36 protein-coding genes are annotated in these 25,989 nt (G+C 55.8%); 31 read left to right on the top strand and 5 right to left on the bottom strand.

The annotated features are described in order from the left end of the window. Positions 1 to 45 precede the first annotated feature (45 nt). The 31 genes from WG29040_RS23535 to WG29040_RS23390 all read left to right on the top strand — a co-directional run bounded on the left by WG29040_RS23535 (position 46) and on the right by WG29040_RS23390 (position 21,533). Positions 46 to 510 (top strand): hypothetical protein, encoded by a 465-nt coding sequence (locus WG29040_RS23535; protein ID WP_127197032.1) that lies wholly within the window; start codon positions 46 to 48, stop codon positions 508 to 510. Positions 511 to 648: 138 nt separating this feature from the next. Then, positions 649 to 1,797 carry a DNA cytosine methyltransferase gene (locus WG29040_RS23530; protein ID WP_256681570.1) on the top strand — a complete coding sequence of 383 codons (1,149 nt, stop codon included), beginning with the start codon at positions 649 to 651 and terminating at the stop codon, positions 1,795 to 1,797. A 173-nt stretch (positions 1,798 to 1,970) separates the two neighbouring features. Continuing rightward, positions 1,971 to 2,381 (top strand): hypothetical protein, encoded by a 411-nt coding sequence (locus WG29040_RS23525; RefSeq protein ID WP_127197031.1) that lies wholly within the window; start codon positions 1,971 to 1,973, stop codon positions 2,379 to 2,381. A 65-nt stretch (positions 2,382 to 2,446) separates the two neighbouring features. After that, positions 2,447 to 2,701 carry a hypothetical protein gene (locus tag WG29040_RS23520; RefSeq protein WP_127197030.1) on the top strand — a complete coding sequence of 85 codons (255 nt, stop codon included), beginning with the start codon at positions 2,447 to 2,449 and terminating at the stop codon, positions 2,699 to 2,701. 70 nt (positions 2,702 to 2,771) lie between these two features. Then, positions 2,772 to 3,056 (top strand): DUF6283 family protein, encoded by a 285-nt coding sequence (locus tag WG29040_RS23515; protein WP_127197029.1) that lies wholly within the window; start codon positions 2,772 to 2,774, stop codon positions 3,054 to 3,056. Between the two features lie 137 nt (positions 3,057 to 3,193). Beyond that, positions 3,194 to 3,445: a hypothetical protein gene (locus tag WG29040_RS23510; RefSeq protein WP_127197028.1), complete on the top strand. Its 252-nt coding sequence runs from the start codon at positions 3,194 to 3,196 to the stop codon at positions 3,443 to 3,445. 60 nt (positions 3,446 to 3,505) lie between these two features. After that, on the top strand, positions 3,506 to 3,754 hold the full coding sequence (locus WG29040_RS23505; protein ID WP_127197027.1) for a helix-turn-helix domain-containing protein: 249 nt from the start codon (positions 3,506 to 3,508) through the stop codon (positions 3,752 to 3,754). Continuing rightward, positions 3,751 to 3,996: a hypothetical protein gene (locus tag WG29040_RS23500; protein WP_127197026.1), complete on the top strand. Its 246-nt coding sequence runs from the start codon at positions 3,751 to 3,753 to the stop codon at positions 3,994 to 3,996. Before WG29040_RS23505 ends, WG29040_RS23500 begins: the two co-directional genes overlap by 4 nt. A 2-nt stretch (positions 3,997 to 3,998) precedes the next feature. Then, the gene (locus WG29040_RS23495) at positions 3,999 to 4,208 is read left to right on the top strand and encodes a hypothetical protein (RefSeq protein WP_127197025.1); all 210 of its coding nucleotides are present in this window, start codon (positions 3,999 to 4,001) and stop codon (positions 4,206 to 4,208) included. Continuing rightward, the gene (locus WG29040_RS23490) at positions 4,205 to 4,399 is read left to right on the top strand and encodes a hypothetical protein (RefSeq protein ID WP_127197024.1); all 195 of its coding nucleotides are present in this window, start codon (positions 4,205 to 4,207) and stop codon (positions 4,397 to 4,399) included. Before WG29040_RS23495 ends, WG29040_RS23490 begins: the two co-directional genes overlap by 4 nt. A 21-nt stretch (positions 4,400 to 4,420) precedes the next feature. Then, positions 4,421 to 4,648 (top strand): hypothetical protein, encoded by a 228-nt coding sequence (locus WG29040_RS23485; RefSeq protein WP_127197023.1) that lies wholly within the window; start codon positions 4,421 to 4,423, stop codon positions 4,646 to 4,648. 228 nt (positions 4,649 to 4,876) lie between these two features. Next, positions 4,877 to 5,209 carry a hypothetical protein gene (locus WG29040_RS23480; protein ID WP_127197022.1) on the top strand — a complete coding sequence of 111 codons (333 nt, stop codon included), beginning with the start codon at positions 4,877 to 4,879 and terminating at the stop codon, positions 5,207 to 5,209. A gap of 2 nt (positions 5,210 to 5,211) precedes the next feature. Further along, the gene (locus WG29040_RS23475; protein ID WP_127197021.1) at positions 5,212 to 5,661 is read left to right on the top strand and encodes a hypothetical protein; all 450 of its coding nucleotides are present in this window, start codon (positions 5,212 to 5,214) and stop codon (positions 5,659 to 5,661) included. Between the two features lie 93 nt (positions 5,662 to 5,754). After that, positions 5,755 to 6,519 carry a hypothetical protein gene (locus WG29040_RS23470; protein ID WP_127197020.1) on the top strand — a complete coding sequence of 255 codons (765 nt, stop codon included), beginning with the start codon at positions 5,755 to 5,757 and terminating at the stop codon, positions 6,517 to 6,519. A gap of 56 nt (positions 6,520 to 6,575) precedes the next feature. Next, entirely contained in the window at positions 6,576 to 10,802 is a 4,227-nt protein-coding gene (locus WG29040_RS23465; protein WP_127197019.1) for a hypothetical protein, read from the top strand. Between the two features lie 116 nt (positions 10,803 to 10,918). After that, complete coding sequence (locus WG29040_RS23460; protein ID WP_127197018.1) at positions 10,919 to 12,601, top strand: hypothetical protein; 1,683 nt, start codon at positions 10,919 to 10,921, stop codon at positions 12,599 to 12,601. Between the two features lie 177 nt (positions 12,602 to 12,778). Beyond that, a complete protein-coding gene (locus WG29040_RS23455) occupies positions 12,779 to 13,261 on the top strand; it encodes a hypothetical protein (RefSeq protein WP_218565510.1) in 483 nt (160 codons plus the stop codon). Further along, a complete protein-coding gene (locus WG29040_RS23450; protein WP_127197016.1) occupies positions 13,245 to 13,622 on the top strand; it encodes a hypothetical protein in 378 nt (125 codons plus the stop codon). The genes WG29040_RS23455 and WG29040_RS23450 overlap by 17 nt, the downstream gene beginning before the upstream one ends. Continuing rightward, positions 13,623 to 15,254: a hypothetical protein gene (locus WG29040_RS23445; protein ID WP_127197015.1), complete on the top strand. Its 1,632-nt coding sequence runs from the start codon at positions 13,623 to 13,625 to the stop codon at positions 15,252 to 15,254. It abuts the gene before it with no gap. A gap of 10 nt (positions 15,255 to 15,264) precedes the next feature. Beyond that, complete coding sequence (locus WG29040_RS23440) at positions 15,265 to 15,999, top strand: hypothetical protein (RefSeq protein WP_127197014.1); 735 nt, start codon at positions 15,265 to 15,267, stop codon at positions 15,997 to 15,999. Between the two features lie 3 nt (positions 16,000 to 16,002). Then, positions 16,003 to 17,187, top strand: a complete 1,185-nt coding sequence (locus WG29040_RS23435) for a hypothetical protein (protein WP_127197013.1) — start codon at positions 16,003 to 16,005, stop codon at positions 17,185 to 17,187. Between the two features lie 91 nt (positions 17,188 to 17,278). After that, positions 17,279 to 17,752, top strand: coding sequence for a hypothetical protein (locus tag WG29040_RS23430; protein ID WP_127197012.1), 474 nt, complete (start codon positions 17,279 to 17,281; stop codon positions 17,750 to 17,752). A 2-nt stretch (positions 17,753 to 17,754) separates the two neighbouring features. Next, positions 17,755 to 18,153 carry a hypothetical protein gene (locus WG29040_RS23425; protein ID WP_127197011.1) on the top strand — a complete coding sequence of 133 codons (399 nt, stop codon included), beginning with the start codon at positions 17,755 to 17,757 and terminating at the stop codon, positions 18,151 to 18,153. Beyond that, positions 18,153 to 18,860 (top strand): hypothetical protein, encoded by a 708-nt coding sequence (locus tag WG29040_RS23420; RefSeq protein ID WP_127197010.1) that lies wholly within the window; start codon positions 18,153 to 18,155, stop codon positions 18,858 to 18,860. The genes WG29040_RS23425 and WG29040_RS23420 overlap by 1 nt, the downstream gene beginning before the upstream one ends. Then, positions 18,857 to 19,627, top strand: coding sequence for a hypothetical protein (locus WG29040_RS23415; RefSeq protein ID WP_127197009.1), 771 nt, complete (start codon positions 18,857 to 18,859; stop codon positions 19,625 to 19,627). Before WG29040_RS23420 ends, WG29040_RS23415 begins: the two co-directional genes overlap by 4 nt. 73 nt (positions 19,628 to 19,700) lie before the next feature. Beyond that, positions 19,701 to 19,853: a hypothetical protein gene (locus tag WG29040_RS24405; RefSeq protein ID WP_165878386.1), complete on the top strand. Its 153-nt coding sequence runs from the start codon at positions 19,701 to 19,703 to the stop codon at positions 19,851 to 19,853. A gap of 60 nt (positions 19,854 to 19,913) precedes the next feature. Next, a complete protein-coding gene (locus WG29040_RS23410; protein WP_127197008.1) occupies positions 19,914 to 20,237 on the top strand; it encodes a hypothetical protein in 324 nt (107 codons plus the stop codon). Beyond that, positions 20,227 to 20,484: a hypothetical protein gene (locus WG29040_RS23405; protein ID WP_127197007.1), complete on the top strand. Its 258-nt coding sequence runs from the start codon at positions 20,227 to 20,229 to the stop codon at positions 20,482 to 20,484. Before WG29040_RS23410 ends, WG29040_RS23405 begins: the two co-directional genes overlap by 11 nt. Continuing rightward, complete coding sequence (locus tag WG29040_RS23400; protein WP_127197006.1) at positions 20,474 to 20,917, top strand: cell wall hydrolase; 444 nt, start codon at positions 20,474 to 20,476, stop codon at positions 20,915 to 20,917. Before WG29040_RS23405 ends, WG29040_RS23400 begins: the two co-directional genes overlap by 11 nt. Then, positions 20,914 to 21,273, top strand: coding sequence for a hypothetical protein (locus tag WG29040_RS23395; protein WP_256681569.1), 360 nt, complete (start codon positions 20,914 to 20,916; stop codon positions 21,271 to 21,273). The genes WG29040_RS23400 and WG29040_RS23395 overlap by 4 nt, the downstream gene beginning before the upstream one ends. Next, positions 21,270 to 21,533: a hypothetical protein gene (locus WG29040_RS23390; RefSeq protein WP_127197005.1), complete on the top strand. Its 264-nt coding sequence runs from the start codon at positions 21,270 to 21,272 to the stop codon at positions 21,531 to 21,533. The genes WG29040_RS23395 and WG29040_RS23390 overlap by 4 nt, the downstream gene beginning before the upstream one ends. 76 nt (positions 21,534 to 21,609) lie before the next feature. Here WG29040_RS23390 and WG29040_RS23385 read toward each other — a convergent pair whose 3' ends face one another. The 5 genes from WG29040_RS23385 to WG29040_RS23365 all read right to left on the bottom strand — a co-directional run bounded on the left by WG29040_RS23385 (position 21,610) and on the right by WG29040_RS23365 (position 25,869). Continuing rightward, positions 21,610 to 22,818, bottom strand: coding sequence for an integrase arm-type DNA-binding domain-containing protein (locus WG29040_RS23385; RefSeq protein WP_127197004.1), 1,209 nt, complete (start codon positions 22,816 to 22,818; stop codon positions 21,610 to 21,612). Positions 22,819 to 23,153: 335 nt separating this feature from the next. After that, on the bottom strand, positions 23,154 to 23,396 hold the full coding sequence (locus WG29040_RS23380; RefSeq protein ID WP_127197003.1) for a hypothetical protein: 243 nt from the start codon (positions 23,394 to 23,396) through the stop codon (positions 23,154 to 23,156). A 90-nt stretch (positions 23,397 to 23,486) separates the two neighbouring features. Continuing rightward, positions 23,487 to 23,984, bottom strand: coding sequence for a hypothetical protein (locus tag WG29040_RS23375; RefSeq protein WP_127197002.1), 498 nt, complete (start codon positions 23,982 to 23,984; stop codon positions 23,487 to 23,489). A gap of 389 nt (positions 23,985 to 24,373) precedes the next feature. Further along, complete coding sequence (rdgC, locus tag WG29040_RS23370) at positions 24,374 to 25,294, bottom strand: recombination-associated protein RdgC (RefSeq protein ID WP_127197001.1); 921 nt, start codon at positions 25,292 to 25,294, stop codon at positions 24,374 to 24,376. 50 nt (positions 25,295 to 25,344) lie between these two features. Beyond that, positions 25,345 to 25,869 carry a single-stranded DNA-binding protein gene (locus WG29040_RS23365; RefSeq protein ID WP_127197000.1) on the bottom strand — a complete coding sequence of 175 codons (525 nt, stop codon included), beginning with the start codon at positions 25,867 to 25,869 and terminating at the stop codon, positions 25,345 to 25,347. Positions 25,870 to 25,989: the final 120 nt, after the last annotated feature.

Raw genomic sequence — 25,989 nt, 5'->3', positions numbered from 1 at the left:
GCCAAGCCGAACAAAGCGGCGCCCTACAGCAACGGAGCACCAGCCATGACCAAGACAATGAACCTCGATCAACTAATTGGCGCCGCCTACGTCACCCAGCATTTCGCTGCTTTGGATGACATCGCCTTGCTTAATTGCATCTGCCGCATCGAAACCCTGGGCAAGAGCATGCCCGCCGAAATGCTGCCGGCATTCCAGAGCGAAGTAGATAAGCGTGGCTTGCGCGCTAAGTGGGTTCTTGAAGCGGATCTGTCCGCCCCAGTAGTCACCCGCACCGCAAAGAAGCTGACCGTAACCCTCGCGAACGGCGACACAGCCAGCCGCAGTACTTCCAACCAGTACATGGCAGTAGTTGTCGGCTATGACGCGGCGGGGAAACTGAGCGTGCTGTCGGCGCACTGGCTGGCGGCGGACGCCCAAAAGGCTGTTGACACCCACAAGGCAGGCAAATTTGTAAATCAGAACTATCGAAGCAAGCTCGTTGGCGCTCCGATCATCGTAACCGCCTGAGCAATCCGCCCGGAGTGATCCGGGTATCACTCAAAGCGGTGCAAAGCTCAGAGCGGAGAAAGGCTAGATGGCCACCACAATGGGTTTCTCAATACACGTGCAGCGATATTCGGGCCTCGGAACAGATGGAATCAGTGAATGAGCAATCCCGCAATTTTGTCGCCGGCATTGAGTTATGCGCCCGAGCATACGGCCGTTGGCGTGGATGATCGTGAGCTGTCGGAAATCGTCGAGTGCTTCAACGAGGCGCAGCGCCAGATGAACCTCCCGGGAGAGCGCGTGCACCACTTGTTCGATGCCCCACAGGGTGGCGAAGTGGTTCGCTTGAATGAAAAGGCGAGCGTATACCACAAGAACCACGGGTGGATGACGCCAGCAGAAGCACGCCAGCGCATAGATGGCTGGCGCGATCACTGCGCTGCGCAAGGTGTGGCCGGCGGCAATGCCGACAAGATCGTGCTGTCACTGTTTGATAAGTCCGGAGCATGGTCGCGCCCATGGGAAGAGGCCGGCTATCAGGTCTACCGCTTCGACATTCAAGAGAATCCCGAAACAGGCGACGTAAACAAATTCAGCGCTGGTTTTTTTAGCGACTGGTTTGGCGACTTCGACGGGCTCGATATCTACGCAATTCTGGCCGCGTGCCCCTGCACTGACTTTGCCGTTTCGGGCGCCCGGCACTTCGCAGCCAAGGACGTGGACGGCCGCACAGTTGCATCGGTCCAGCTGGTGCACCAGACCCTGCGGCTGATCGAGTATTACCGACCAGTGATTTGGGCAATTGAGAACCCGGTGGGGCGTATCGAGCGCCTGGGCGGTCTACCACCTTGGCGTTTGTCGTTTGATCCGTTCCATGTAGGGGACACGTACACCAAGAAGACGCTGATTTGGGGCCGCTTCAATGCTGACCTGCCCGTGGCCCCCGTTTACCCGGTTGAAGGCTCAAAGATGCACCGTATGTACGGCGGCAGCAGCTTGGCTACAAAGAATGCGCGCAGCGTAACGCCAGAAGGGTTTGCCTATTCGTTCTTCATGGCGAACAACGCAGGGGATCACCCCCAAATGGCGATATCGAGCAAGTATGACCGCCTATGCTCGCGACTGATCGGGGCGGCCGTAAAGGCTGGGCTGTCGTCTTCTGAGGTCGATGACCTTGTGGAAGATGCCTATTTCATTGATCTGGACGACGAAGCCGCTGAGCAGAGACTGCGCGATGATTTGACCGCGCACGGGGCTGTCCTGGACAGCTACGCCGACACCGGGGGCCAGCTCGCCATGTGGCTTTAATCCAGTTACGCGCCCACGAAAGCCCCTTAGTTGGGGTTTTTTTTGCTTTGGCGTATTAGTGCTTTAGGTTCTTTACGTTAAAACGCTAAAGAGTCTTGACGCATAGGCACAATGTGCCTATATTGGCGCCATGCCGAACAAAGCGGCACCAATCACATAGCGGAGCAGGCGGCATGAACGCAAACATCGGTCGACTCAACAGCGGAAAGTGCTACGTCTTCTTGAATGGCTACGGCGTCAACGCTGAGGCGTTCTACGGCTCAGAAGAAGAGTGCGAGGCAGCAAGTGTTGCTGATCCGATTCCGGTGTTCTGCGATGGCGTAGACCTGACCACAAGCACAAAACCAGCTGTTGTTGCCGTGGCCACGATCAAGGCCCCAATTAAAAAGGCTCGCCGTATAGCCAGAACCTACACCGTCACCTACACCGTTGTCGGCGAGTGCTACACGGCTACAGACCGCGAATGCTCAGAGGATTTAATTGCAATTGATCGTAATGATGTGATGAAGCAAGCGCGTGAAATTTGGCGCCACGCCCAAGGGCCTTGGGGGCTGAAATGCAAGATAACCGCCCGGCTCGCCTAACAAGCGCAGGCACTACAAGCCCCTTACTGGGGCTTAGCCAGTACCAGAACATGATGGAGCGCAGCATGACCGTAACAATCGACGTTAAGCCAACAGAGGCAGAAGTGAAGGCAGCAACCAAACTTCGCAAGGACAAGAAAACAGAGCTTTACGCCTACGGTTATCACTGCCGTTTCGCCAAGAAAGGCGGCACCTACGCGCTGATCTATGAAGAGTTCAAGAATGGCGGCTTTGTCGATCGCGCTTTGATCCCGGCGCTGCCCTTCAATGAGTTCCATTTGAAGCTGTCGGCCTTCAATCCGCTCTCTGTCTACAAATGACCAAAAGCCCGCCCTATGCGGGCTTAGTCAGTACAAGGCTAAGGCCGTGGACACTGAAACAGGAGGCTAAGTGACGAAATTACCCAACATGAGCCGGCCATGCCGTGATTGCCCGTTTCGCAAGGACAGCACAAAAGGCTGGCTTGGTGAGCCCCGGATGGGTGAAATCCTCGCTACAGAGTCTTTCGTCTGCCACAAGAAGAACGACCACCAGTGCGCAGGGCATATGCTGATCAGGGGAAACAAGAACGGTTTTGTTCGGCTGGCCGAGCAGCTCGACATGACTCTAAACCTTGCTGGCGCTGAAAAGGTCTTTGATAGTGAAACAGCCTGTATAGAGCACCACCGCCATTAATCATCAGCCCGCCATGTGCGGGCTTTGCCAGTAGTACCTGGCTGAGTCTCATCTATTCCGCAGTAGTTGAGGGTCGGGCGGGTGGCAATCGCCTCAAGCACTGGCCAAGTTATTCAATGATCAAAGGAGATTTAATAATGTCAGCACCCAAGCGCCCAACAGCGGCTCAGTTGCAAAAACAGTGCGACGTGTGGAATGCCGCCAACCCGGAAGGCACCACCGTATCGTTTGAAGAGATTGTAGGCGAGGGTGAAACCTTCCGTGGCAAGTCGAATAGCGCCGCTCAGGTGCTCAGCGGGCACACTGCCGTGATCTGGCTTGAAGGCAAGAGCGGTTGTGTCTGCCTTGAGCATTGCACCGTTGTAACAGACGATTCCGAAGCCGCGTAGCTGGTGGCAAGGCGTTCAACCCCCTTGATTGGGGGTTTTCTATTAACCAGAGGTTCGATTATGGATTTCAAAAGTCTGCATGGCGCCAAGCCAGACGTTTCCCTGCACAACCCTGATGCAGTCTACATGCGCAGCCTTGTGGCGGCCTGTGGCATGACTCAGGCCGAGGCGGCTAAGGCCTTGGGGTTGAGTGAGCGAGTTATGCGCTACTACCTGAGCCAAAACCCGGACACCTTCCGGCCAGCCCCTTACACGGTCCAGTACGCGCTGGAGCAGTTGGCCTCCCACAATTACATAGTGAGCCCATGAAAAAGAATCAGTTGGAAGCGATCAAAAAGCTGGAGGCTGCGCTACTTTCCGTCAAGCGCGCTGGACTGGTCCTGGTAGGAATTGACGACAATTTGTTTGCCTCGGTAGCAGACGAAGAGCTTCAAACCGAAATCGTAGCCTGTTCGTCCTGTGAGGCGATCCTGGCAAGATCCAATAAAGGCCATGAAGGCACAGCTAGCGTGCGGCATTACGGCGCCTATCGTGACAGCGGGGGCGAATAGCGATGGCCCTGTCTTATCAATGCGATACCTTTTGCGATATTTGTTCCGACTTTGTTGAGGGCGAAGGTACTCAGCACGGTAACGCTGATGGTCTTGGCCGTTCAGCCTTGGAGCTGGCCAAGCTGGCCGGCTGGAAGCGCCGCCGCACAGCTGCCGGAACCTATGAGGACGTGTGCAAGCGCTGCCTGGAAAAAGAGACCAACAAATCATGAGTAAGCCAATCAAGCGCACCCTGTTACAGCGCCTATTCCGTGGTGGCCTTGGCCGGCCTCTGATCAACCTATGGGTTGAGGAACGCACCAGTGCTGACTGCCAGCGCACGATCAACACCAAGCTGAAATTTGGGCGCTACACGATTCTGCACTGGGAGCGCGTACACACGAATATGGATGTTTTCGACTGACACTACCAAGGAACCCCCGCATTGATCGACCCAACTACCGATCCCGTTATGCGCATGCAGGACATCGCCGCCGATAGTCCCGAATTGCCCGCCGTAATGGCCGGCTATGAGTTCGTCACGTCCATGGCGGCGCATGCAGAGGTGTTTGAAGGCCTGAAATGTTGGCCAGGCTATGCGCTGCGTGCCGCATTCGTGGCCGGAGCCAAATGGCAGCGCGAGCAAGATGAGGCCGCCACCGCGAAAGGGTAGGGCCGCCGCGTTACGAATAACGCCGTTTAAATTCAAGATAGTCACCCAAATTACTAAAACCGCCAGAGAAAAACCGATATGAAAAAGACCCTATTACAGGCCCCACGATTCGAATCCTGCCCATGCAGTCACTGCGTGGGTACCGGGATGCGCGCGCTGGTCGAATGCCCTCGCTGTGATGGCACTGGATCGTTCCTTACAAGGCGTGGCCAGGCTGCGCGTGCTTACATGAAAACTCTCACCGAAAAGGCCGCAGCCGACGTTGTTGTGGGTGATGTGGTGTGGTTTCCCGTGGGCTGCGTGAAAGTCGCTACTCCCGTGCTGCGTGTGGAGTTGAGCATGGGAACAGCTCAGCGCGTTCGACTGCATGGCAAGCGGCGTGGTGCCGGAGATATCTCATTTGCGGTAGGCGTCCAGGGGGTTGTAGAGCTGGCGCACACCCCGCAAGAGCTTGAAGCGATTCGGGCCAAGGTCGAGGCGCACCAAACAACGCTGACAAAAAACGGCGATGTTTCTACGCGCCCAAGCTCAATTCGCCGCGACAACAAGAAGGCCGCTTAACCATGATGAGCACTGACAAAGCTACCGACATAGCTCAGGCCGTTGAGGCCAAGTTGCGCGAGCTGGATCACATCCCATACGGTTCAATTGCCGGGCGCCGTCTTGAATACGCCGGTAAGTTCGAAGATGGCCAGCGCATTCGCCTGACGCCCGCCGAGGTTCGCAAGCAGATTGGTTTATGCCTTGCCGATATTGCTGGGCGTCTAGGAGTGGTTTTTTTCAACCAGACGCCTGCTGTAGTACTTGAACAGCTTGTCGTGATGTCGATCATCAAAAATCACGATACAGCAGGCCTTCTTAAAAGCCTGATCAATAGCTTTCTGGTGGCGTACTCCACGCCGGAGACGCATGAGCGGGCTTATCAAAGCCTTGTAGATTTAGAAGGCATGCGGGCGGAGGTCGGAGAAGCGCGAAAGCTGGCGTTCGCCATGATGCCCCTAGCCATTCACTAAAAACGGTGCAAAGCCGCCAATGAGTCAAAGCGCTTTAGTGCTTTAGAGTTGTCCCTACGGCCATTCGGGCCGACCGAACATAAGGCGTAGGGCATGAGCGAAGTATTGGCGGTGCGTGGTAGTGATCTGGTGATGCGCGAGCTGGCGCAGGCGAAGGCATCCGTTATTGAAGCTCAACGGGTGCTGATCGTCGGCGCCGGCTCTATCCCTAAACTGCTGGGCGAGCTGAATGACTGCCTGGCTGAGCTGGGGTATGTGTGCGTGCCGATTGAGCCCGCGCAAGGCCTGTACAAGACGTTTACGGATCTGCTGGCGTGTCCGTCGCTGGCGCCGCTGCTGGAAACCACCGAGGTGGTGGGGGATGAGCGTGGCCATACGCATGGCGCCGCCGTTACACCCGATTTGGCGCCCGCATCCACATACCTATCAAGCGGTCTGAGCGAAGCGGTTCCTTTCCATCGCTCCCTCCCGGCCACTGACGACCCTAAATCTGTTGTCGAGTCGTTACCAGTCACAGAAGACCCAGCCGCTACAGAGCGTCTTATTCGCGTCCTGGAGGAATCTTTGGCAGCCCCAGAGGTGCGCACAGTTGATGTGTCCCACCTCGACATGGCGAAGCCGATTAACTGGAAGATGGGTGATGTATTCCAAGACAACCCGCGTATCACGCTCCCGAACAAGCGCCGTAAGTGGATTTTGGATTCACTCGATGTTTACGACTGGGATAATCTGCGCGGGATCGATGTTCAGGTTAAAAGTCCGAACACATCCACCACAGAGTTGTGGTCGCTGGAGCGTTTCATGAAAAATTACGTGTTCCTGGAGCGCCCGGTTGCAGGGCAAAGCGCCGCCGAGTAACCCCGTTTCACCCCCTCAAAATATGGGCTTGCATACCACTATGTAGGCCCGTATTTATGCCCTCTCAAGCTATCAAACAAGTCCGGGGCGCCGCCAAGCTGTTACAGCTGCATGCGCCGCTATTGCCGGGCTGTCTTAATCCTGTCGAGCAAACCCGCCCCACGGCTGAGTCAATTGAGCTGCATGCCGCGTTACTGGATTCCATCGCTGATGGCGCTTTGTCTCCGATTGAGCGTGCACGGTTAAGCGCTGAGCTTTTACAGATCCGTGCCGACTTTGCAGGGGAAGAACTCTCCCCGGTCGAGATGGATAGCGCCAGTGCCAGGGAGGATTACATCCTTGCCCAATTGGGTAGGCCTGTGACTCTAAGCGCCGGCGAAGGCCAAGCGGCTTTTGAGGCTGCGCGTACGTTCTATCAAGAACGGCTTAAGGGGCGCGTGATTCAGTCCGTGATTGGCCCCGTACAAATCCGGGGCGCGAGCTGGAAAAAGGCCAAGATGGGCATGAAGGCCGATCCGCTCAAAGCCAAGCTCATCGAGTATGTTCGCGAAATTTTGGAGACAGGAGCCGCTGGGCAGCGCCAAGAGCCGCACAAAGAGCGTAATGAGGGTTTTGTTGCGTTCTACTTCATTCAGAAACAGGTAAAGGTCAATGACCTTTTGGTAACGGCAGGGGTTACGGTTGCGGAGGATGATCACGGCAATCTTTTCTACAACGTATCCCATTCTGAGCAAGAGAGCTGGAAGGCAAAAAAAAACGGCGGGCCGGATTATGCAGGGGTAGTGCCCCGCTCCGGTGCCGCCGTTGACGGAGTGCTCGATTCCCTCACCGAAGCAGAGGAATTAAGCGCCGCTGGTGACACTGTAGCAGAGGATGAAATCAATATCACTATTCTGGCTGTCGTTAGGAACGTGCGCAGCGAGCCAGAGAAAAGTCCCGATAGCGCCAACGCCGCTCTGCTGGACGCCGCCCCTGAATTAGCACCTAAGAGTTATAACGCTTTAGATGTAATGCGCTTTAGCGCTGAACTTCTTGCGGTTCGCGCCAATCTGGAAAACGGCAAACTTGGACCTCTTGAGCAGATGCGCGCTAGCGCTAGAGGGTTAGAGCTGCGCGGTCTGCTAGGCGGGCCTATTCGTCGGCAGCAGCGGCGCCGGCAATCGGATCGTCCCCCGCGCCGACTGATCACAGAAAAGATTGCGCAAAAAAATGGCGGTGTCCTGGTAGTCGGTGATGCGGATGCGCTGGACAGCTATGCGAAGACTTATCTCGATCAAGCCAAGTACACCAAAACACCTACGGGCCTGTTGCTAACAAAGAGTCAGGCGCGGTTGGCGCAGCACTTGCCCGACACCAAAGAGACGTTGCCATACGGCGCTGTGATTTACAGCTATGCCGATATTGGCGGTGTGGCAGTGGCCGTTGATCGTGAGCTGTCCGGGATTGCCCGCGATCTGCCTGAGCTGAAAAGCTTGATGGCGCAGCAATGGGGCCCCGAGAAATACCGCTCAGTATTTGGCGAGGATGCTGCGGCCGATGACGTGCAGGCCTACCAGGACAAACAAGACGCCATAACCCGGCGTAAGGCAGATAACGCAGCTGCCGAAATTGAAAAAGTTGCTGCCCCGTTGCGGGAAAAGGAAGCATCCGACGCGCAGGCCAAGGTACAGGCCGAAGAGCTGGCGGCAACGCTCGCCTTGCAGGAACACTTCAAGCGCGAAGAGTTTGAGAAAACCATAGGCGCCGGCATTTCTGAAAATCCAATTTATCAAGCCTACCTGGACACCCTGGAAGAACTGCCAACCAGCGGTAGTAATGCCGGATTCTTGGGTTGGGCTGGAATTCGGGCTGGCGAGTTTACGCGCCTGACCAAATCCCCTGTATCGGCCAACAAGGACGACTATCTGGCATATGTGCGCAAGTGGGCGGACGAGCACCTTGCGGAGCGTGTGGCGACTGTCAGAGCCGGTAACGAGCAAGGTCCGCTGGTAATTACTGCCGAAACGCCAGACACAACGATTGAAGGCGCCAGCGACGAGCAGCTACAAGCCAAATTGCTAGCAGTGGCTAAGGACTTCTACCGGGGCCTGAGCCATGCCACCAAAGATGTGGCGCGCCGTCTTGAGAAAGGAGCCTATGCCCGCTCAGAGGCTATCAAGGCGCTCAAGCAGAACCGCGACTACTTGATTGAGCGGGTGCAGGCCGGAGCGGCGTCAGACGCAGACATCTTGGCGCGCATGGCCCGCCAGTACGGCGACAAGTCAGTGGCCGAACTGATAGCAATTCACGAGGGCATGGGCGGCAAGATCCGTAGCGCGCAAAGCGACCGCGAAATGAATGACGGCGGTCGTCGCACAGGTCCCGCTGTAGCGAACGAAGGTGCCCGCCAAATGGGCCAGCACCGCCTTGAGCTGGGAATTTATATCAAGGCACGCCAAGAAGCCGTACCGGCGCCAGTTGAGCCTCCGGCCCCTAAGCAGATCATCACGGGTACCGGGACACAGTTCATCAGTCCGGGCGTGCTGTCTGAGCCTCCCGAAGTGGGCGCTATCCCGGTTTACGGCTCCCGTCGAGAGTTCCTGGTTGTGCAAGACGGCCAGATGGTGATGGACGAGAGCAAACGCGCCGCGATTGTTCACGCCTACGGTAAAACGGGTCCTGCAACTGTGCGAGCGCATGCCCGTGAGTACAACACTGGTCGCCGCTGGATCTTGAACGGGGAAACAATCGTCCCAACCGACGCTGATCAAGATCCTGAGCCGCCTGCCGCGCAGCACGAAATCATTGAGTACACCACCAAGCGCAATAAGGTTCTACGCGGGATCGTCCGCACGGATCTGGCACTGGCCGAGGCTAAAGCCATCGACCCCTACACCTGGCGCATGAATGGCGGTTACTTCATTCGTGAGCAGTACCTGGACGGCGACACAGCGCATATTCAGGCCTCGCCCTCGCCGGTGGTTCTATCTCCTGAGCAAGAAATCGAGAAAGCAGCGAACGCTGAGCGTCTGACCGAAGAGCGGCGCCAGAAGGCGCTAGGCGTCCAAGTCGAGAAGCTACGCACAGTGGCGAACAAGGCCGTTGAGAGCGGCGCTGCGGGCATGGCCCAGGATCGTCTCTCAAACACCGCCAGACGTGCGGGAATGGCCGCCAGCTCCATCGCCAAGGCATCAGCCAACAAGGCAGACGGCCAGACGCTCAATAACATCGCGGACGCTATCGAAGTTGGCGCCGGCGGACTACTGACCAAACTCAGCAGCCGCGCCCAACTGGAAGAGCTGCAAAGAGCCCTACGTCTGGCCCAGTACGAAACTGATCGGCGTCTGAGCTATAGCGAGCAGTTGGCTCGAAAAGGTCGTCCGTTCGATGACAACGACCTCAAGAACATCACCATGCCCAGCCAAGTAACGTGGGCGAGCCGGTACCGGGACGCGGCCAAGGCCGTGGGCAAGCACAGCCCGACCGGAAATATGCGCCTTATGGCCGCGCTGAACAAAATAGGGGCCAGGTCCGAACAGTTCACGATGAACACTGAGGATGCGGCTATCACGCGCAAGGCAAGCGCCGTACTTAAAGGCACCAGAGACTCCCACGTTCTTCTAGACCCTATGGAGAGCATCGCCCGTCTGGATCGACTGGCCCGGATGGGGATCACTGACGCCACTACCTTGCGCGAAGCCGCCCGCGAGCTTCTGCCCATGATGGTTGCAAAGGCCGAAGAAAGTGCGGTCAAGAAAGCTGAGCGCGCAATCATTGGTCAAAAGGTCGGAATCGACTTCTTCCCTACACCTGCAAGCGTGGCACAGCGCATGGCCCGTCTTGCGGGGATCACCCAGGGCACACGAGTGCTTGAACCGAGCGCCGGCAACGGGAACTTGGCTGATGCCGCAAAAGCGGCCGGGGGGGAGGTGGACGTTATCGAAATTTCCAGCCAATTAAGGGACATATTGACGGCCAAGGGCTACACCGTCGTAGACCATGACTTTGACGGCTTCACGCCCGAGCAGCCGTATCAAGCAATTATTATGAACCCTCCATTTTCCGCTCGCAAAGACGCCAGCCACATCATGCGCGCCTTCGGAATGCTGGGCAGTGGTGGGCGACTTGTAGCGATTGCCGGGGAGGGCGTTTTCTTCGGTGCCGACCAGAAGGCCGTAGCGTTCCGCGCATGGCTGGACACTCATAAAGCAACGATTGAAAAACTGGAAGGCGGAACCTTCAAGGACAAAGACCTTTTGGCGCAAACCGGGGCAAATGGCCGTCTGATCGTCATCAAAAAGTAACTCAAAAGTCTGCGAAAACACTGCAAACCCCCGCCAAAAACGGGGGTTTTTCGCTCTTAACATCATTTCTGAAACGACTCGGGCGCAGCCCGCAATTATCAGAAATGAGGTTACACATGCCGAAGAATATTTACGCGCCCGATTCCGGTTTGGGTGAGGTTGCTGCCAAGGTTGGAGCGCTGGCCAGCGCCGCGCGTGGCAGTGGCAATATGCTCGATAGCATGAGCGCATCGGCTCAGGACGTAGTGAAAAATGCTGTGGCCAACGCCAGCAACTTGCTGCCTGCGCGTGCTGCTCGCCTGCTGGACAAAATCGACGGTGACGACAACCGCGCGCTGGCTGTGACTTCGCTGCTGGACGGCATTGCTTCCTTCAAACGCAAGCATGGTTTCGACCCTTCTGCTGACATGATCGATGCGGTTCTCTCTCAGGCCGAAAACCTGGCTGACGGTAAGAGCGTCCATGTTCTGCCACACGGCACGACCCTGGACAGCATCAGTACCAACAACGCTTCCGCAACCCTGTCGCACCAGCCGAACCGTATTGCGGTGGCCATCACTGGCGGTCTGAGCGAAGCAATCCCGTTCGGCGCTTACCTGCCATCTGACCTCAGCTCTAACGAGTCGAAGCTGGCAATCATCACCTCGATTACCGGCTCTACATTCGGCGCGTACAAAGAAGGCGACATCATCGACGGCACCTCAGGCGGTCGTGAATACACTCGCTCAGAGCGTGTTGTAGCCGTGACCGTTGACGTTGACCGCACCGGTGGCAACTTCGCTATCACTGCTGGCATCGCTGGCGGCGCAACTGTTCCATTGATTCGTAACCGCACATCGGTCGTCGTGAACGGTTTCCCGGTCGCTTTCGAGCAGGCCAACAACTCCGGAACCCCAGTCTCGCTGATTTCCGGCCAGGTTAAGGTCGGCACTGAGAACCACGTAATTAACGGTAGCGTTAACGTAGATACCGGTGTCGGCACCCTGACATTCAACCCGGCACTCCCTGCTGATGTCGACGTGGAAGCACAAGCCTTTATCGACTTTGAACGCAAGCCAGAATTGGCGCCAAACATCGGCACCTACGCGCAGAGCTTTTCTCTCTATTGCGCCCCTACTCGCGTGATCATGCAGGCCACCCCCGATTCGCGTAGCTCCACTCAATCTGAGTTGGGTGCAGATCGTCTGACCATCGCTGTCCAGGCAGCACGCACTCAGTTGGCCAATGAGCGTTATGTCTCCGCGCTGAAAAAAGTTCGCAAGCTGGCCAAGAACACCAGCCGTGAATACGACTTCAACGCCGCCGAGCAACTGCTGCAGAAAACCCGTGCGCAAGGCTGGCGCGACTTCGGCTCGTTCGTTGCCGCTGTTGACCAGGACGTTGCCAACCAGACCATGGAATTCGGTCTGAGCTTCATGTACGTGGGCGCTCACGGGATGTCTCAGTTCCTCTCCATGGATAGCACCGACTTTGTGCCGTCTGGTGTGGATGCAAAGGCTGGTATCTGGCGTGTGGGCCGCTACAAGAACAAGTACGACGTTATTTACACCCCGTATGTCGTCGAAGAAAACGAACTGGATATCGAAATCCTGTGTATCGGGCGCTCAACTCAGGTTGCGCGTAACCCGATTGTCTTCTCTGACGCGGTATCCCCGACCCTGATCCCGCTGGCGGTGAACTCGGATCTGAAAACCGGTGCGGCATTGTTCTCCCGCCAGTTAACCGAAGTGAACCCGCACAAGCAATCCGCACTGGGTTGCGCGCTGATCAAAATCAAAAACGTGTACGCACTGGGCTAACAGGGGGCTGTCATGGCTGCGAGAAATGGCGTTAAGGCAGCGGCTAAAACCGCTGTTGTTAAACCCGCAGCGGCCCCAAAAACCCCGGAAGCCGTGGATAAATCCACGGGCCTTCCGGGCGTTGGCGCGCCCGCTGATAGCACGAGTGCCCCGAATGGCGAAAGCACTGGGGCGAAAGTGCTGCGCGAAGCTGCTGAAAAGCGCTTGAGCGAAGAGGCACAGGCTCTTGCTGATGCAATGGGTCTGCTGGAAGGCGAGGCTCATGCTGAGGAAGCTGAGCGTGCCGAGGCTGCTCGCCTGCTGGCTGAGCAAATGGCCCTGCTGGAGGACGAAGCCCGGGACGAGGATCACCTCCGCTCCGAGCGCCTGAAAAACGCGCAAACCAGCTCCGAAAAGGCCGCAGATCGTGCCGTAACTTTGACCGTGTGGGCGCTTCCTGAAATTGGCGAGTTCCCGGCAACGATCGTCCTCGAAAACCACACCCGAAACCGAATTTCAGTAGCTGGCGCCCGAGTGTTCTTGGCTCCCTACGACAAGGTTGAGGTCGAGGTTACAGAGGATCAGTTCGCCAAACTCGCCAAGGCGCTGACCAGCAGTGCACGGGCGCACAAGTGGGACAACCTCAAAGGCTTGCAGGTGAAATATGACCGTAGAAATTGATCAAAACGCTGGCAGTGCGCCGCGTCCTCTCGCTGAGGCACTGGTGAAGGGGCAGACCTTGCCGTTTCAGGCGTCGTTGACGCACAAGAACAGTAAACCGCTGGTGGTCCCGTCGTCGGGCATTAACACCCCAATTGCACCAGGTGCTCCGGTAAATGTGAAGGTAAAGAGCTTCGAACAGGCTTGGCTGCTTGTTACTGACCTGGCCGAGCTGGCTCGTCGTGCGGGCAATGAGGCGAAAGATTTTGCCGTGCTTACCCCTGATCCTGCACCCGAGCCGACCCGAGAGCCGATCCAGGAACCCGCATCAGCCCCATCCACCGGCAAGGGTTCAAAGCCAGCCGCTCAGGAGGCAAAGTAAATGGGCCAGCCTTTTTCTCGCACAATTGATAAGCGTTCGGGCGTACAGCTCAACTACATCAATGACATGTCGGAAATGCCGAGTACCAGCACCGTAGCGCATAACATGGCCATCGCTGGCCGGTTTGCTCGTGGTCGCATCGACAAGGTGTTTGCGGTATCGCGTAACAAGATCAAGCGCACCTTGGGCGTAGCGACATCGCTGTCTGTCAGCAAGCTGGGTGAGCCATATGTGCATATCAATGAAGCCCTGAAAGCCGGTACGGTCCAGGCCATCGTCTCCCGATTGGTAAGTGCCTCGGCCACCAATAAGCTGATGGTTGCCAAGGTGCCGGTAGAGCCAGAAACCGCTACCTGGTCACTGGTTGATGAGGCCACAGGCGCTACAGGCAAATACCTGATCGCAATTAAGCACCTGGAGTGTTTTTCGGACGGCGTAAAGGCTGAAATTCATGCTGATGCAGCTACCGATGAGTCCGGTGAACCGGCGGCATCCAAAATCATCGTGTTGCAATTGCGCGACGTGGCCACCAACGAAATCGTCCTGGGCCCATACAAGGGCTCGCTCGATCCGGCTGCGCTCGATGAGTTCGGTCAGTCCTATTTCATTGGCGACGTGGTGGGGCAATACACCGATTTGCTGGAAGTAGTCGATGTGGCTGCTGATGCCTCGGTTCCGATTACTTGTGGGTTCTACGGCAAGAAGGACAACAAGGACGCTTATTCGTCGACGACCCTGAAATACTTCACCGAAGGCGCCACGCTGTACACCAGCGAGGATATCGACGCGGCCATTGATCGAATTCGTCGCTCGAAACCGACCTTCACCTACATCTGTTCTGGCGGTACTGAAAACATCACGCTGATTTCCCGCTTGCTGGACCTGGGCAAGGAAATCAACAAACAGGCTCCGTGGGATATCTCTGGTCGATTCACTCCAGAAGCCGCAGCAACTTTCTATAAGTCTGTTGGCGGTGCCACTGACAGCCTGTACAGCCAGTGCTATTGGGCTCCAATCAAAGCTACCAACCCGGTAGTGGGCGGCAAAGCCTTTATGGGGACCTCGGGCATGAACATCGGCCTGCGCTGCGCTCGCAATGCTCAGACCAACGCCAAGGGCATCGCTCCGCGCAATGTCGTGATCGCGGGCAGTGATTATGCGGTTAACCGTACCAGCATGGAGCAGACCTACGAGCCATCTGATGATGAGTTGGAGCTGCTGGCAGAAAGCCGGATCAACCCGGTTCTTTTCAAGGATTACGCAAGCGGTGGCAAATACGCCTGGATCGACTCGTTGACTGGTGCGCAAACCGAAGGCGCTACCAAGTTGATCGCGGTCGTTGAAATGGCTACCTACGTCGACGACACCATTGCGTCGGCGGCTCAAGAAGCCTTGCAGAAGCCAATGGCTAAAGCGATTGAGAAAACGACCAAGTTCGTCGGCACTTTCCTTGAGTCGCTGCAATCGGCGGATTGGTTGCAACCGAGCGATCAACTCGACGGAGCGTGCTACTCGGCCACCATCCAGGCGAATGCTAACCAGCCATTCGAAAAAATGAACCTCGACACGTCTATCTGCTACGACGGTACGTCCCGAATCATCGTTCAGCAGCAGTCCATCGTCCGCACTTAAGGGGTATTACATGGAAAACACACTGAAAAACGTACTCCTTTCGGGTGCGGCAATTAGCAAGGCTTATGCAGCGCCAGCGCAAACACCGGAACTGGCGAAAGTACCTCATCAGGAACTTACACCGCTTGTTCAGGCCATGCTTGACGCGGTAGACCCGGCCAATGCGCCGGCGGTCATGTATACCGATGAAATGCGTCAGGACGCAGTGTCCATCGTCCATGAGTGGGCCGAGTCGGAGCTTGAGACGGGTGAAGGTTTTGCCGACCGTCTGTACGCACTGATTGTTGGGACTGCCTCTGACAGCGATGAGGACCTGACCGAAGACGAAGCGGAATATGCCGCGATGTTGGCTGAGCAGGTGGGCGACTACCTGGAAGGCAAGGGTATCGACTCTGCCGACGTGGAAGCGCTGCTGAGCGGTGATCTTGAGGATAACGAGCTTGCAGCTCGTATCCATGATGCGCTGCTGGACAAGATGCCCCAGGGCGAGGATGCAATGCTCGACGATGCTGACAAGTTTGTTAGCGGCGACGACGACGAAATGCTCGATGCCGTTTACAAAAAGGTCGTAGCTGTTCGTGGTGGCAAGAAGGTACGCATCAAGAAGCGAATCAGCGGTCGTGTACGCCTCACAGCTGCGCAGAAAGGCGCCGTTCGCAAGATGCAGCGCCGCGCATTCTCTGGCGCTGCAAAAATGAAACGCGCCAAGTCGATGCGTGTTCGCCACCGCATTCTCGGTAAGTAAAATATGGCTGACTTTAGCGTTGATAGTTTAGGTAAAACCGTTTCTGCCAGCATTCGCGGCGTCAGTGGGACGGTAGCCGGGAGTACTTCGAACACTCTGCTAGGGTCAGCCACCAAATTCATAGGAGGCGGTGCCGCTGGCGCCGCTTCTGGAATCCTCAAAGCGGGCGTTTCAACGCTAGACGGCTTTGTCGGCGGAACTGCAAACCGCCAAGCCATTGAGGGTGCCATCTCCACTGTTACGGGTACAGTGGCTGATTTGTGGTCTGGGAAGACAAGCGTTAGCCAGATTTACGGGGAAGCATCTGAAAAAGTGATGGGGCTGGTTGATGGCGTCAAATCTGACGATCCTTCTGCCATCATCGGTAACATCATGGGCAGTGTGGGTGAGTACATCCCTGGACTGAAAACCCTAAGTTCTGACCTGGGTGGCGAGTGGGGCCGTCTCTCGCCTTTGCTGCTGGCGCGATTGTTCGTATGCGACTCCAAGGGAGTGGCCGACCTTACTGGCGAGCTTGCTGGCGTTTTTGCTGCGATCAAAGAGGGTTCACTTGAAATCCAGCAGAACTGGGTTTCCCCATTTGAGAACACCGGACCGGAAACAAAAGCACCGGCTTTGACCGGTATGCTTCAATCAGGCTCGCTGGTCCCGGTTCTTAACGCGCTACAGGCTATTTCTCCGTTCAAGGATGGCGCGATATCTGATGCCCTCAATAACGGCTCAGATAAGCTCAAGAGCGTCATGCGGGACCTTGAGGGGCGAACCGGCATCACTAAGCTCAACTCGCGCCAAGTATTCTCTGGAATGCCGCCGATGAAGGTCAATTTCACGCTGCATTTCCGGGCTTTGAGCGATCCTTTACGTGAGGTCGAGGCGCCGCTAACGCGCTTGCTGGAATGGGTTTTCCCGCAAAAGCTGGCCGAAGACGGCATATTGTCCGAGGTTATTAAAACTACCAATACCGTCGAATCGTTTATCCAGGCGCTGTTTCCATCCTCTGCACCCAAGCTCCTGGGTTTCACCTATGCAGGCCGCACCTGGTCGCCCATGGTGATCGAAAGCGTCAGCTTCCCCCTTGATGCTCCGAAAAACTCACAGGGTCATTTCATAGACCTGCCGGTACAGGTTTCCATGGCCACGCTGACCGCGTTGGACCGCCCGGACATCCGCCGTTTCTTCGGTCGTTAATCATCCTTAAACCCTGCAAACCCTGCCCTCTGGCGGGGTTTTTTGCGTGTGACGATTGCCCGGAGTGAACCAATTTCCCAAAGGGTGATTTATGACCGTTTCCAGTATGGCGGTATTGAGCCGCACGTTTCAAAACGTCAACGACATGGGGGCGAAAGCAGTCCAGGCCGACGCAACTATGGTGATCGAAGGTTTCGAAGACATGGTGCTGCTCTGCAAGCAGTTTCCTTGGCCGGTAGCAACCTCCGGGGGGGTGATTGAGCACTGGGGACCACTTGGTCAGAAAATGGGCCAGGCCGCTCAGAACAAGACCATGCAGGAAGGCCCAATTCAAATTAACGAAACCCGTAAGAACAAAGCGGGCGAGTTTTTGAAGCAACTCATCGCCCAAGGTGGGGAGTTCAACGCCACGGTCTTCGCCGGTCGTCCCGACGATTACACCAAAAAAGAAGACTTGAAAAAGTGCATCTTGGTGATGGACACGCCAGATCGCGACTGGGAGAACGACATGCAGGTGTTCATCCTCGCTGGCACCATGACCTTCCACTGGTTTGCGAACCAGTAACCATGAAAATCAGCCAATTAGTTGAACAGTTCCTTACTGAGCTGCCGATTGGCTGTGTGCTGACAGAAGAGCAAATCACCCGCCACCTGCGTGATGCAGTACGCCAGTATTGCGGATATGCCCGCCTGACCAGTGCCCAGTCACTCGATACCGTGCACAGCGATATCTATTCCTCTGTCGCTGCGGCCGTGGACGTGGATCTTACACACAGCGAGCTGGCAATCATCCGGCCGTTGTGGCTGTTGTATAACGAATACGAGAACGCGACGGCTCTGGAAGCCTCAAGGAGCCAGGGGGCCGACCCTTACGGGCGCAATACCTCCGAGTCCAAGCAATCGATTCTGGAGTATGAGCTGAGCCTGCCGCGGCTGGCATTTTCTTACGAAGTGAGGTCGATTTAATGGCCAACATCTTTGAGAGGATGGCGTATCAGGCTATTGAAAAAGTCACCCCTAAGCTGGGTTTGAGCACAAAAGTACTCAAGTACACCACTGCTGCCCGAAACCTGCTCAATGGTGATTTGAGCGGGGCCGCAAACGCTCTCATGGACACCGTTTTTGGGCGCACCAGCGTGTTTTCAGAAGGTGGAAACATCATTCTGGCCGGTGTGTCCTGGGACAAGCAGCTTCAAATGTATGAAGAGGCGTCGAGCATTCTCCGCGAGCGCACGAACCTATGGCATATCGGCGTCGACCCGATAGGCAGGCTGTCCGCCCCGCGCGTCAATCTGCTGGCCACTGAGGTGTCTTTTAACAGCGTCCAGCTTGGGTATGAGCCGATAAAGATAGGCTCAGGGTTCACTCAAGCCCCCACAGGCGCCGAGCCTACAGAGCTACGCATCGTTTGCTATGACGTGGACGGTGAAATCAAAACGTGGTTTGACCGTCTGGGAATGCTTGCCGCGCATCCAGACGGGACCTTTGGCGTGCCATCCGACTATGCAAACACCATCACCGTGACCCATGGCGCCGTAGAGGAAAGCCGGGGTTATTCCAAAAGCTGGGTGCTTGTACCTGTGTCGTGTGAGGCCAACCTTTCGCGAAGCACGGACGAGTTCGCCGCCCTAAATCTGACCTTTACCCAACACGACACATTTGGAGGCCTATGAAGTACATAAACCCCGTAAATACGAGTCGTATTTCGGTTGAAATGTCAGAAATGCGCATTGAAGACGTGGAAAAACTGTGTGAAATCCCGGCTGTCTTTGAGCAGCGCACAACCTCTGAACTGCTACGACGAGTCTGCACGCCAATCGATCGCCCAAATGCCGTGGGCGACCCGCGCATGTGGTCGGTGAATGAGCGCATTTTCGTGGTGGGTAGTTATATGGCCGCCACCCGTGACGATGGTCCTGATTTTCCGGTGGGGACTGACGCATCTGGTGGGCACTTTAGCGACTATCTGCTGGCCGATACGGACTACGTGGGCGACATCCCATTTTCTTTCGATGGCAATGACGCTCTGTACACCCCGCTGCTTGGGTACCAGGCCGAGGTTATCGAATCCTTGATTGCTGGCGGCACCTACAAGAAAACAGATTTTAGCTGGTGGTGCGCTGTAATGGCTGCGTGTGTGCGCGGTGCGAGTGAGGTCGTCGAGCCCTATACCGATGATGCCAGTTACGAGACGTGGCTTGTAAAGCGAATCGACGGCTACCGGAAGTTGGCGGCGTCTGAGTTTGTATCGATGTTCCTCGCATTCTTGACGGTGCAGCAGCGCGGTGCGCACCTGGTGCATGCAGTTACCAGCTCCTACGGCGTAGTGGCGGAGCCTGTATCTGAGCGGCCAGAGGGGGCGCCAGAGTTAGCACCAGCCTGCTTTCCTCCCCATACCTGCATCAGCCACGGGGCGCGTTCAGTTATGGGATTCGTATAACGATGTTCGCGCAGAGCTGGCGCTGTACTTCGGCCAAGACTTAGAGCAGGCCGGAAAACTCACGGATAGCCGTGTGCGCAAGTTGTTCGATAGCAAGCCTTTCAGCAACTGGAAGAGCATGCGCGAGAACGAAAACAAGGTGGTCCAGGCAGAGCTCAACCGCCTTGACGCGATCATTAAATCACTGGGCAACGTGGCGCAAATCATAGCCAAAAAAGGGCTCTGAATCGCGCAAACCGGCCACGGATGGCTGGCATAAAGCCATAGACAATATCGGGCATGAACCATGACCAGATGGGTAAACGATATGGCCGCTGACGCTCAGCGTTTTATGGATACGCCGCTGGCCAAGCTGGGCTTAGGCGTAGCGCAGGCTGTTGCGGCGGGACTGATCATCAGCACCGGGAGCAGCATCACCGCCAAGCTCGACAACATTCAAAACACAGTAAACCAAGGCACGCAGAACATGGCTCTGGTGCAACGTGATGTCCGTCTTTTGGAAGCCACAACTGCCGAACTGCGCACCAATAACACCTCGGTCGAGAAGCGAACTTCTCGCCTTGAATTCAAGGTCGAGCAGTTTGAAAAGGAACGTGCAAATGGCAAGTAATACGCCGGCACAGGTGCCGACGACCTTTAAAAACTGGTTGCGGCAGAAGCTCAAGCCCCACAACACCAAAATTGTCGCCATTGGGTTGGGGCTCGATGCCCTGATGGGGATTATGACCTTGTACAGCGACAACCCCCCGTTTGATCCCGTTATCTACGGGGTACTTTCCGCCATGGTGAAGGGTGCCAACCTGGGCCTTCATTACCTCAGCAAAGCCATCCAAGAGGAAGAGCCCGATGCAGCCTAATTCATTATCCGCAGCCAGCTCAGCGGACATCGACATTCTGGCGCGCACTCTGTGGGGCGAGGCTCGCGGGGAGAGCCAGGCCGGAATGGAAGCGTGCGCGTGGACCATCCGCAATCGGGTGTTCGATGGCAAAAAAAACTCCTGGTGGGGCGAAGGCTATGCAGGTGTGTGCCAAAAGCCTTGGCAGTTCAGTTGCTGGAATGCAAACGATCCGAACTCGCCTTATCTGCGGGGTGCGAAGCCAATCCCTGCAGGCGAGTACAAGAAGGCGCATGCGGTGGCCATGGCGGTGGTGAAAGGTTCGGTACCAGACCCAACAAATGGCGCCACCCACTATTACGCGACTACTATGCCGAAGCCCCCAGCCTGGGCGGCAAAGGCCAAGCAGACTCTTAAGTTGGGCCATCACGTTTTTTTCAAGAACGTCCCGTGAGTATCACGGATGACATTCGGGGAACGATCATCACATTGATGATCGGCGGCGCTGGAGGTATGTGGCTATCTGGTGGTCACTACCGACCTCTACTTGATGACGCCCAAAAAAGCCTGACCAGCGTTGCCGACGAACGTGATAACTGTGTGGCTCTGACCACAGAACAGGGCGTGAAGTTGGGGGATCTGAGGCGCCAGGCCGATGCCCGGGAGCAAGCAGCAAAAGAGGCTCAGGCAGAAGCCCGAACTCAGGCCCAGCCCTATGAAAGTAAGGCGATCCGCGTACTGACTGAGCGGATCGGCGGCGACCAGTGTGTAGCGGCCACGACGGTGATTGACCTGGAGTTGGGTCTATGAGGGTTCAAGTTTTTGTAGGGCTTGCCATGCTGGCGCTGGCGGGTTGCGCCGTACAATCACCTGAACTCCGTACCGTGCGTGTCGAAATTCCGGTACAGGTTCCATGCCGCACGAAAAACGTGGAGGTACCTGTCTTTGCAACAGACAGCTTGAAAAAGACCGACCCCCTTGAGGCAAAGGTGCGAGCCTTGCTGGCTGAACGTCTCCAACGCCAGGCCTACGAAATCAAATTATTGGCTGCTGTAACAGCCTGCCAGTGAGCCGCACGCAAATGTATTCGCCATACGAAGCAGGTCATAAACTGAAAGCCAAACTCTAAAAAGCAACCGGTGTTTTTCATATATGAGTGGCAGCCTGTTTATCGGAAGATAAGCGTTTTTCCTTGGTTTTCGGCGGATTAATGCGCTCCATAACGAAATTAGCCCATCTGTCCATCAGTGGGCGCCGGCGCTCAAGTAGGTTGCCGCGATTGTAGGAGCGAGTCGTGGCGTTGCCGACAGTATGTGAAAGAGCTACCTCGCATATCTCATCAGGGAACTTGGTTTTTTCGGCTGCCCACATACGGAAGGTTGTGCGGAACCCGTGCGGGGTAGCAGTCTCTTCATAGCGGGTCAGGACTCGCCGCATCGAATTGTTCGCCATGACGCCCTTAAGCGATTTGTTCGGGAAAATTAAATCGCTTCTGCCTCTTGTGTGAACATCCTTTAGGACCGCCATGGCCGCATCACTTAAGGGGATCTGATGGGGCTGACGGTTTTTCATGCGCTCAGCTGGAATACTCCAGGTCCTGGTTTCAAAGTCGATTTCATCCCACCTTGCACCCATGGCTTCGCCGCTGCGGCAAGCTGTCAATATTACGAATTGTAGGCAGCGTGCGGCTCGAGTGATATCACCCTCCAATTTCTCCATAAAGGCAGGCAACCGGGAGTAGGGCATAGACTCAAGGTGTGTCGTTTCAGGTGTTGCGCCAGGCAGAATATTTTGTAGGTGTCCGCGCCAGCGTGCCGGGTTATCACCGGTTCGATTGCCGCGAGTCTTTGCGAAGTCGAGCACCAACTCTATGCGGTTTCGCACCCTGCGCGCCGACTCTGGCAATTCACGCCAAATAGGCTCAAGCACAGACATAACCGCATCAGTGTCTACCTCGCTTACGGGCATCAGGCCAATTTTGGGGAATACATGGTCGCGGAGCGAGCTGAACCACTGTGCCGCGTGCTTTTCTGACCATTCGTGCTTGTAGCGCTCGATTCGCTCTAACGCTTCATCCTGAAAGGTGATGGTCTGCTTTGCTTTCTGGTGCTTCTCAGCCAGTGGGTCAATTCCACTATTGATCTGCACCCGTAGCTCCAGGCAGGCAGCACGAGCATCCGCCAGCGACACGAGTGGGAATGAACCCAAGCCCGCATCGTGACGGCGCCCGTCTTTCTGGTAGCGAAAGATCCAGGATTTAGAGCCGGTTTTCGTCACTCGGAGTGCTAATCCATTTTTATCCTGGTATGTCGCAGGCAGAGTGATGTTCTGAGCAGCTTTCTGGGTGAGAGCCATGTTGTGTATTACCTTTTATGCGCGATTTTGTAATTTGCATCTGCAGCGTTCTAGTTTGGTGGCGTGGTTTTCGGCTTTATCGGGCTAGACAGTTTAAAAATCAATGGGGGGTATGACCGAAAACGGCGCGGATAGTGCCGCAAGTACTGGGGATATGGTATCCCCGAACACGTGGGCGTAAACCCTAGGCGGGCTGGCGTTTTGAGGTATTGAGGCATGATCTAACCCACACCGTGCCCCACATATGACCTTGAAAGGTCGACGTGCGCGGGCGGCGGGGTTATCTAGGGGGAGGGGGGTGTTTCAGATAAACGGTAGAATCAGAAGGGCTTATTTCAGATTTTTTTTGCGGATAAATACGTCAGATACCGCTCTGTGTTACCAAATATTTCAATCATACGAGTGGCATGCCTCTGTTCTGAGGTCATTTTGCGCTCAGCTCTCTGGCTTTGTAACTCAGATTGGTATTGCTGCTGGCGATGCAATGCGTTCCCGACCTCGACCGGGAAGAGGTAGCCGGTAGTCACGCTAAGAACCATGATGATTGCGCCGACGCCCACACGGAAACGCTTGGCCAATTTGGGTTCCTCGTGGAGAGCTGGGTGGAGGGCGCGGTAGATGAACGTCAGCGCTATACATAGGACGAACAAGGCAATGGATGTCATAAGTTACCCTTTGAATTCAAACTGAATGAGCCAGCACCACGGGTTGGTTTCTGCTGGCGTATTTGGAAAATTGCTCGCCCAATACGATTGGAATTCGACTAAAGTCGTGTAACCAGCCGCCTTAGAGTCATGCTTACAAAGGCTTTCAAGGCGGGTAATTCTCACGTTTTGGACGCGGCCGGTACCGAACCTGGCCAGCTTCTGAGGGGGGAGTTCTTGCAGTAGCTCGAAAGCGTTGCCCTTTTGAATGGGGGCGATATCGCGGCCAATAAGACCGATTTGAAAGGCGACCCGAACAGCGCGCATCAGGGCATAAGCGTCGTCGACACTTATCCCTATAGCGGCAAGTTCCTGGTGGTTAATAACTGGCTGAGGATCTACAGGGACGATAATCAAGTTGGCCGTCCCGCTTTGAACTTTGGCGCTAATTTGAGGCGAAAATATCATTTTCTGTAACGAAAAATCGGTACTTCCATCATTAGTGCGGGTTAAGTAGTTCATCGGCATTCAAGTACGAACGTGACGTGATCCGCTTGGCTTTTGAAGCCCTCAAAATATGATTCCTCAGCCTTGCGGCAGACCATCCAAATTGCATCCCTGGCTTCGTGATAGGTCAGCGGTTGACCGTTGTGGGTTTGCCATGGCGCCTCTATGGCGTCACCTATTGGGCCGCTCACCGTAACGGTTCCACGCCACTGGACTGGTTTTTTAGGTGTCCGGCCTTTGAAAACGGTATGTTTCCCGTTAAACACTATGCGCATAGCGGGTCTGATCCTTGCTTATCGAGGGTGGACGCTGAATAATGCGGCCACTTTTCTCTGGCCATTAAAGTGGGAAGAAGCCGCGTAGGCTCTAGGGTCTACGCGGCTTTTTTTCGTCTGCTTTTTGGGTTAAATCCCTTGCGGCACTTCCTCGCCGCCCAAGGCTTCCAGAAGGGAGACCAAGAACGTGTCTAAGGTCAGCATCATCAGAACAAAGCTGGATGCAAACTGACCGTCGGCCTCATCGCCACCGTCCGTGTCGGCCTGGTCCTTCAAGACATTTTCAAAGCGCAAGCGGCTGATCGTCAGCTTGTCGTTGAGCACGAATGACAGTTTGTCCTGGTAGGCCATGGATAACTGGGTAACGACCTTGCCGGTGCTCAGGTGCAGCTTGATTTCGTCGCTGGTCAGATCCTGCCCGCGTGCGGTTATAGTCCCGCCGTCCTCGTGGGTATCTCGCAGTAGGGCGCTGTCGAGCAAAAAGAAGCCTGACGGGGCTTTATCGGTTTTTAACCAGTCCGTCATGCTGGCACTTGGAGCGATTTTCACTGCAACCGGGCGCACGGGCAGCGTTCCGATCACCTCGCGCAAGGTCGACAACAAGTCCTCGGCAGTGTTGGCGCTGGACGTATTGACCAGAATTAAGCCGGCCTTGAGGTCAATTGCGGCGAATGTTCCGGATCTGCGAACGAACGCATGAGGCATTAACGCCTGAATGATTTCGTCCTTGATCTGATCACGCTCTTTTTTGTAGACCTTGCGCATCTGCTGGGCTTCGATTTCTTCTACCTTGGCCACCACGGCTTCGCGTACTACGCTGGCCGGAAGCTGGCGTGTTGCCTTGCGGCTAGCGACCAACAAGTAGCCATTGCGCTCATATACCAGCGGCGCGTCTTCACCCTTGCCATAGGGGGCGATAAACCCGTAGGTGGCCAGCTCTTGAGAGTCGGGCTCCCGGGCAGGTTTGGTAGCAAGCGCCAATTGCAGCGCCTCAACATCCATAGCCAATGGTTGGGTGAGGCGGTAGACCAGCAGATTCTTGAAAAACATGAGTGTCCTTAGCGTGTACAGGTAAGCGTGGGCTCGTGGCCCACGGTGATTTAGGCGCCTTGCAGGTGGTGCATGGGCGCGAATGGGATATCGTCTGCGAACTCATCCTGATCTGGAGTTGCGCCGCCTTGCGGGCCTGCTGCGCGCTGCTGATTCTGTGGTGGCTGCTGGCGCTGTGCCGGTGCTTGGCGTGCCGGATGCTGCTGCTGTTGTTGCTGGCCTTGCTGGTCAGCCCGGCCACCGAGTAGCTGCATGACTCCCTTCATATCCACGACGATTTCAGTGGTAAAACGCTTGATTCCGTCTTTTTCCCATTCGCGGGTTTGTAGCTTCCCTTCGATGTAAACCTGCGAACCTTTGCGCAAGTACTCGCCGGCAATTTCTGCGACCTTCCCGAACATCGATACCCGGTGCCATTCCGTCTTCTCGACTTTCTGGCCGGTCTGCTTATCGGTCCACTGCTCGCTGGTAGCCAGGCTCAGGTTAGTGACTGCGTTACCGTTGGGCAGATAGTTAACCTGTGGATCTTGGCCGCACGTACCGACCAGTATCACTTTGTTGACTCCGCGAGCCATAAAAGACCTCTCCCAATCCATCCCTATACATTTTTCGGGAACTGCACCCGCATATGCGCATACGATAATGCCTTCCAGACATTTAAAACAGCGCTTTTATGTATCTATGAGGTTAGTATC

Origin of the sequence: Pseudomonas sp. PAMC 29040, from assembly GCF_003994535.1 — a bacterium.
Taxonomy (GTDB): domain Bacteria; phylum Pseudomonadota; class Gammaproteobacteria; order Pseudomonadales; family Pseudomonadaceae; genus Aquipseudomonas; species Aquipseudomonas paraversuta.
This window is presented reverse-complemented; position numbering and strand designations above follow the sequence as displayed.

What these genes read in the sequence shown, in the direction of transcription:
- WG29040_RS23375 (WP_127197002.1), bottom strand. Translation starts at nt 23,984, where the DNA reads ATGAACTACTTAACCCGCACTAATGATGGAAGTACCGATTTTTCGTTA.
- WG29040_RS23400 (WP_127197006.1), top strand. Translation starts at nt 20,474, where the DNA reads ATGCAGCCTAATTCATTATCCGCAGCCAGCTCAGCGGACATCGACATT.
- WG29040_RS23385 (WP_127197004.1), bottom strand. Translation starts at nt 22,818, where the DNA reads ATGGCTCTCACCCAGAAAGCTGCTCAGAACATCACTCTGCCTGCGACA.
- rdgC (WP_127197001.1), bottom strand. Translation starts at nt 25,294, where the DNA reads ATGTTTTTCAAGAATCTGCTGGTCTACCGCCTCACCCAACCATTGGCT.
- WG29040_RS23495 (WP_127197025.1), top strand. Translation starts at nt 3,999, where the DNA reads ATGGCCCTGTCTTATCAATGCGATACCTTTTGCGATATTTGTTCCGAC.
- WG29040_RS23505 (WP_127197027.1), top strand. Translation starts at nt 3,506, where the DNA reads ATGGATTTCAAAAGTCTGCATGGCGCCAAGCCAGACGTTTCCCTGCAC.
- WG29040_RS23520 (WP_127197030.1), top strand. Translation starts at nt 2,447, where the DNA reads ATGACCGTAACAATCGACGTTAAGCCAACAGAGGCAGAAGTGAAGGCA.
- WG29040_RS23405 (WP_127197007.1), top strand. Translation starts at nt 20,227, where the DNA reads ATGGCAAGTAATACGCCGGCACAGGTGCCGACGACCTTTAAAAACTGG.
- WG29040_RS23500 (WP_127197026.1), top strand. Translation starts at nt 3,751, where the DNA reads ATGAAAAAGAATCAGTTGGAAGCGATCAAAAAGCTGGAGGCTGCGCTA.
- WG29040_RS23365 (WP_127197000.1), bottom strand. Translation starts at nt 25,869, where the DNA reads ATGGCTCGCGGAGTCAACAAAGTGATACTGGTCGGTACGTGCGGCCAA.
- WG29040_RS23470 (WP_127197020.1), top strand. Translation starts at nt 5,755, where the DNA reads ATGAGCGAAGTATTGGCGGTGCGTGGTAGTGATCTGGTGATGCGCGAG.
- WG29040_RS23475 (WP_127197021.1), top strand. Translation starts at nt 5,212, where the DNA reads ATGATGAGCACTGACAAAGCTACCGACATAGCTCAGGCCGTTGAGGCC.
- WG29040_RS23510 (WP_127197028.1), top strand. Translation starts at nt 3,194, where the DNA reads ATGTCAGCACCCAAGCGCCCAACAGCGGCTCAGTTGCAAAAACAGTGC.
- WG29040_RS23435 (WP_127197013.1), top strand. Translation starts at nt 16,003, where the DNA reads ATGGCTGACTTTAGCGTTGATAGTTTAGGTAAAACCGTTTCTGCCAGC.
- WG29040_RS23420 (WP_127197010.1), top strand. Translation starts at nt 18,153, where the DNA reads ATGGCCAACATCTTTGAGAGGATGGCGTATCAGGCTATTGAAAAAGTC.
- WG29040_RS23535 (WP_127197032.1), top strand. Translation starts at nt 46, where the DNA reads ATGACCAAGACAATGAACCTCGATCAACTAATTGGCGCCGCCTACGTC.
- WG29040_RS23390 (WP_127197005.1), top strand. Translation starts at nt 21,270, where the DNA reads ATGAGGGTTCAAGTTTTTGTAGGGCTTGCCATGCTGGCGCTGGCGGGT.
- WG29040_RS23460 (WP_127197018.1), top strand. Translation starts at nt 10,919, where the DNA reads ATGCCGAAGAATATTTACGCGCCCGATTCCGGTTTGGGTGAGGTTGCT.
- WG29040_RS23465 (WP_127197019.1), top strand. Translation starts at nt 6,576, where the DNA reads ATGCCCTCTCAAGCTATCAAACAAGTCCGGGGCGCCGCCAAGCTGTTA.
- WG29040_RS23410 (WP_127197008.1), top strand. Translation starts at nt 19,914, where the DNA reads ATGACCAGATGGGTAAACGATATGGCCGCTGACGCTCAGCGTTTTATG.
- WG29040_RS23480 (WP_127197022.1), top strand. Translation starts at nt 4,877, where the DNA reads ATGAAAACTCTCACCGAAAAGGCCGCAGCCGACGTTGTTGTGGGTGAT.
- WG29040_RS23445 (WP_127197015.1), top strand. Translation starts at nt 13,623, where the DNA reads ATGGGCCAGCCTTTTTCTCGCACAATTGATAAGCGTTCGGGCGTACAG.
- WG29040_RS23430 (WP_127197012.1), top strand. Translation starts at nt 17,279, where the DNA reads ATGACCGTTTCCAGTATGGCGGTATTGAGCCGCACGTTTCAAAACGTC.
- WG29040_RS23490 (WP_127197024.1), top strand. Translation starts at nt 4,205, where the DNA reads ATGAGTAAGCCAATCAAGCGCACCCTGTTACAGCGCCTATTCCGTGGT.
- WG29040_RS23415 (WP_127197009.1), top strand. Translation starts at nt 18,857, where the DNA reads ATGAAGTACATAAACCCCGTAAATACGAGTCGTATTTCGGTTGAAATG.
- WG29040_RS23425 (WP_127197011.1), top strand. Translation starts at nt 17,755, where the DNA reads ATGAAAATCAGCCAATTAGTTGAACAGTTCCTTACTGAGCTGCCGATT.
- WG29040_RS23525 (WP_127197031.1), top strand. Translation starts at nt 1,971, where the DNA reads ATGAACGCAAACATCGGTCGACTCAACAGCGGAAAGTGCTACGTCTTC.
- WG29040_RS23450 (WP_127197016.1), top strand. Translation starts at nt 13,245, where the DNA reads ATGACCGTAGAAATTGATCAAAACGCTGGCAGTGCGCCGCGTCCTCTC.
- WG29040_RS23530 (WP_256681570.1), top strand. Translation starts at nt 649, where the DNA reads ATGAGCAATCCCGCAATTTTGTCGCCGGCATTGAGTTATGCGCCCGAG.
- WG29040_RS23440 (WP_127197014.1), top strand. Translation starts at nt 15,265, where the DNA reads ATGGAAAACACACTGAAAAACGTACTCCTTTCGGGTGCGGCAATTAGC.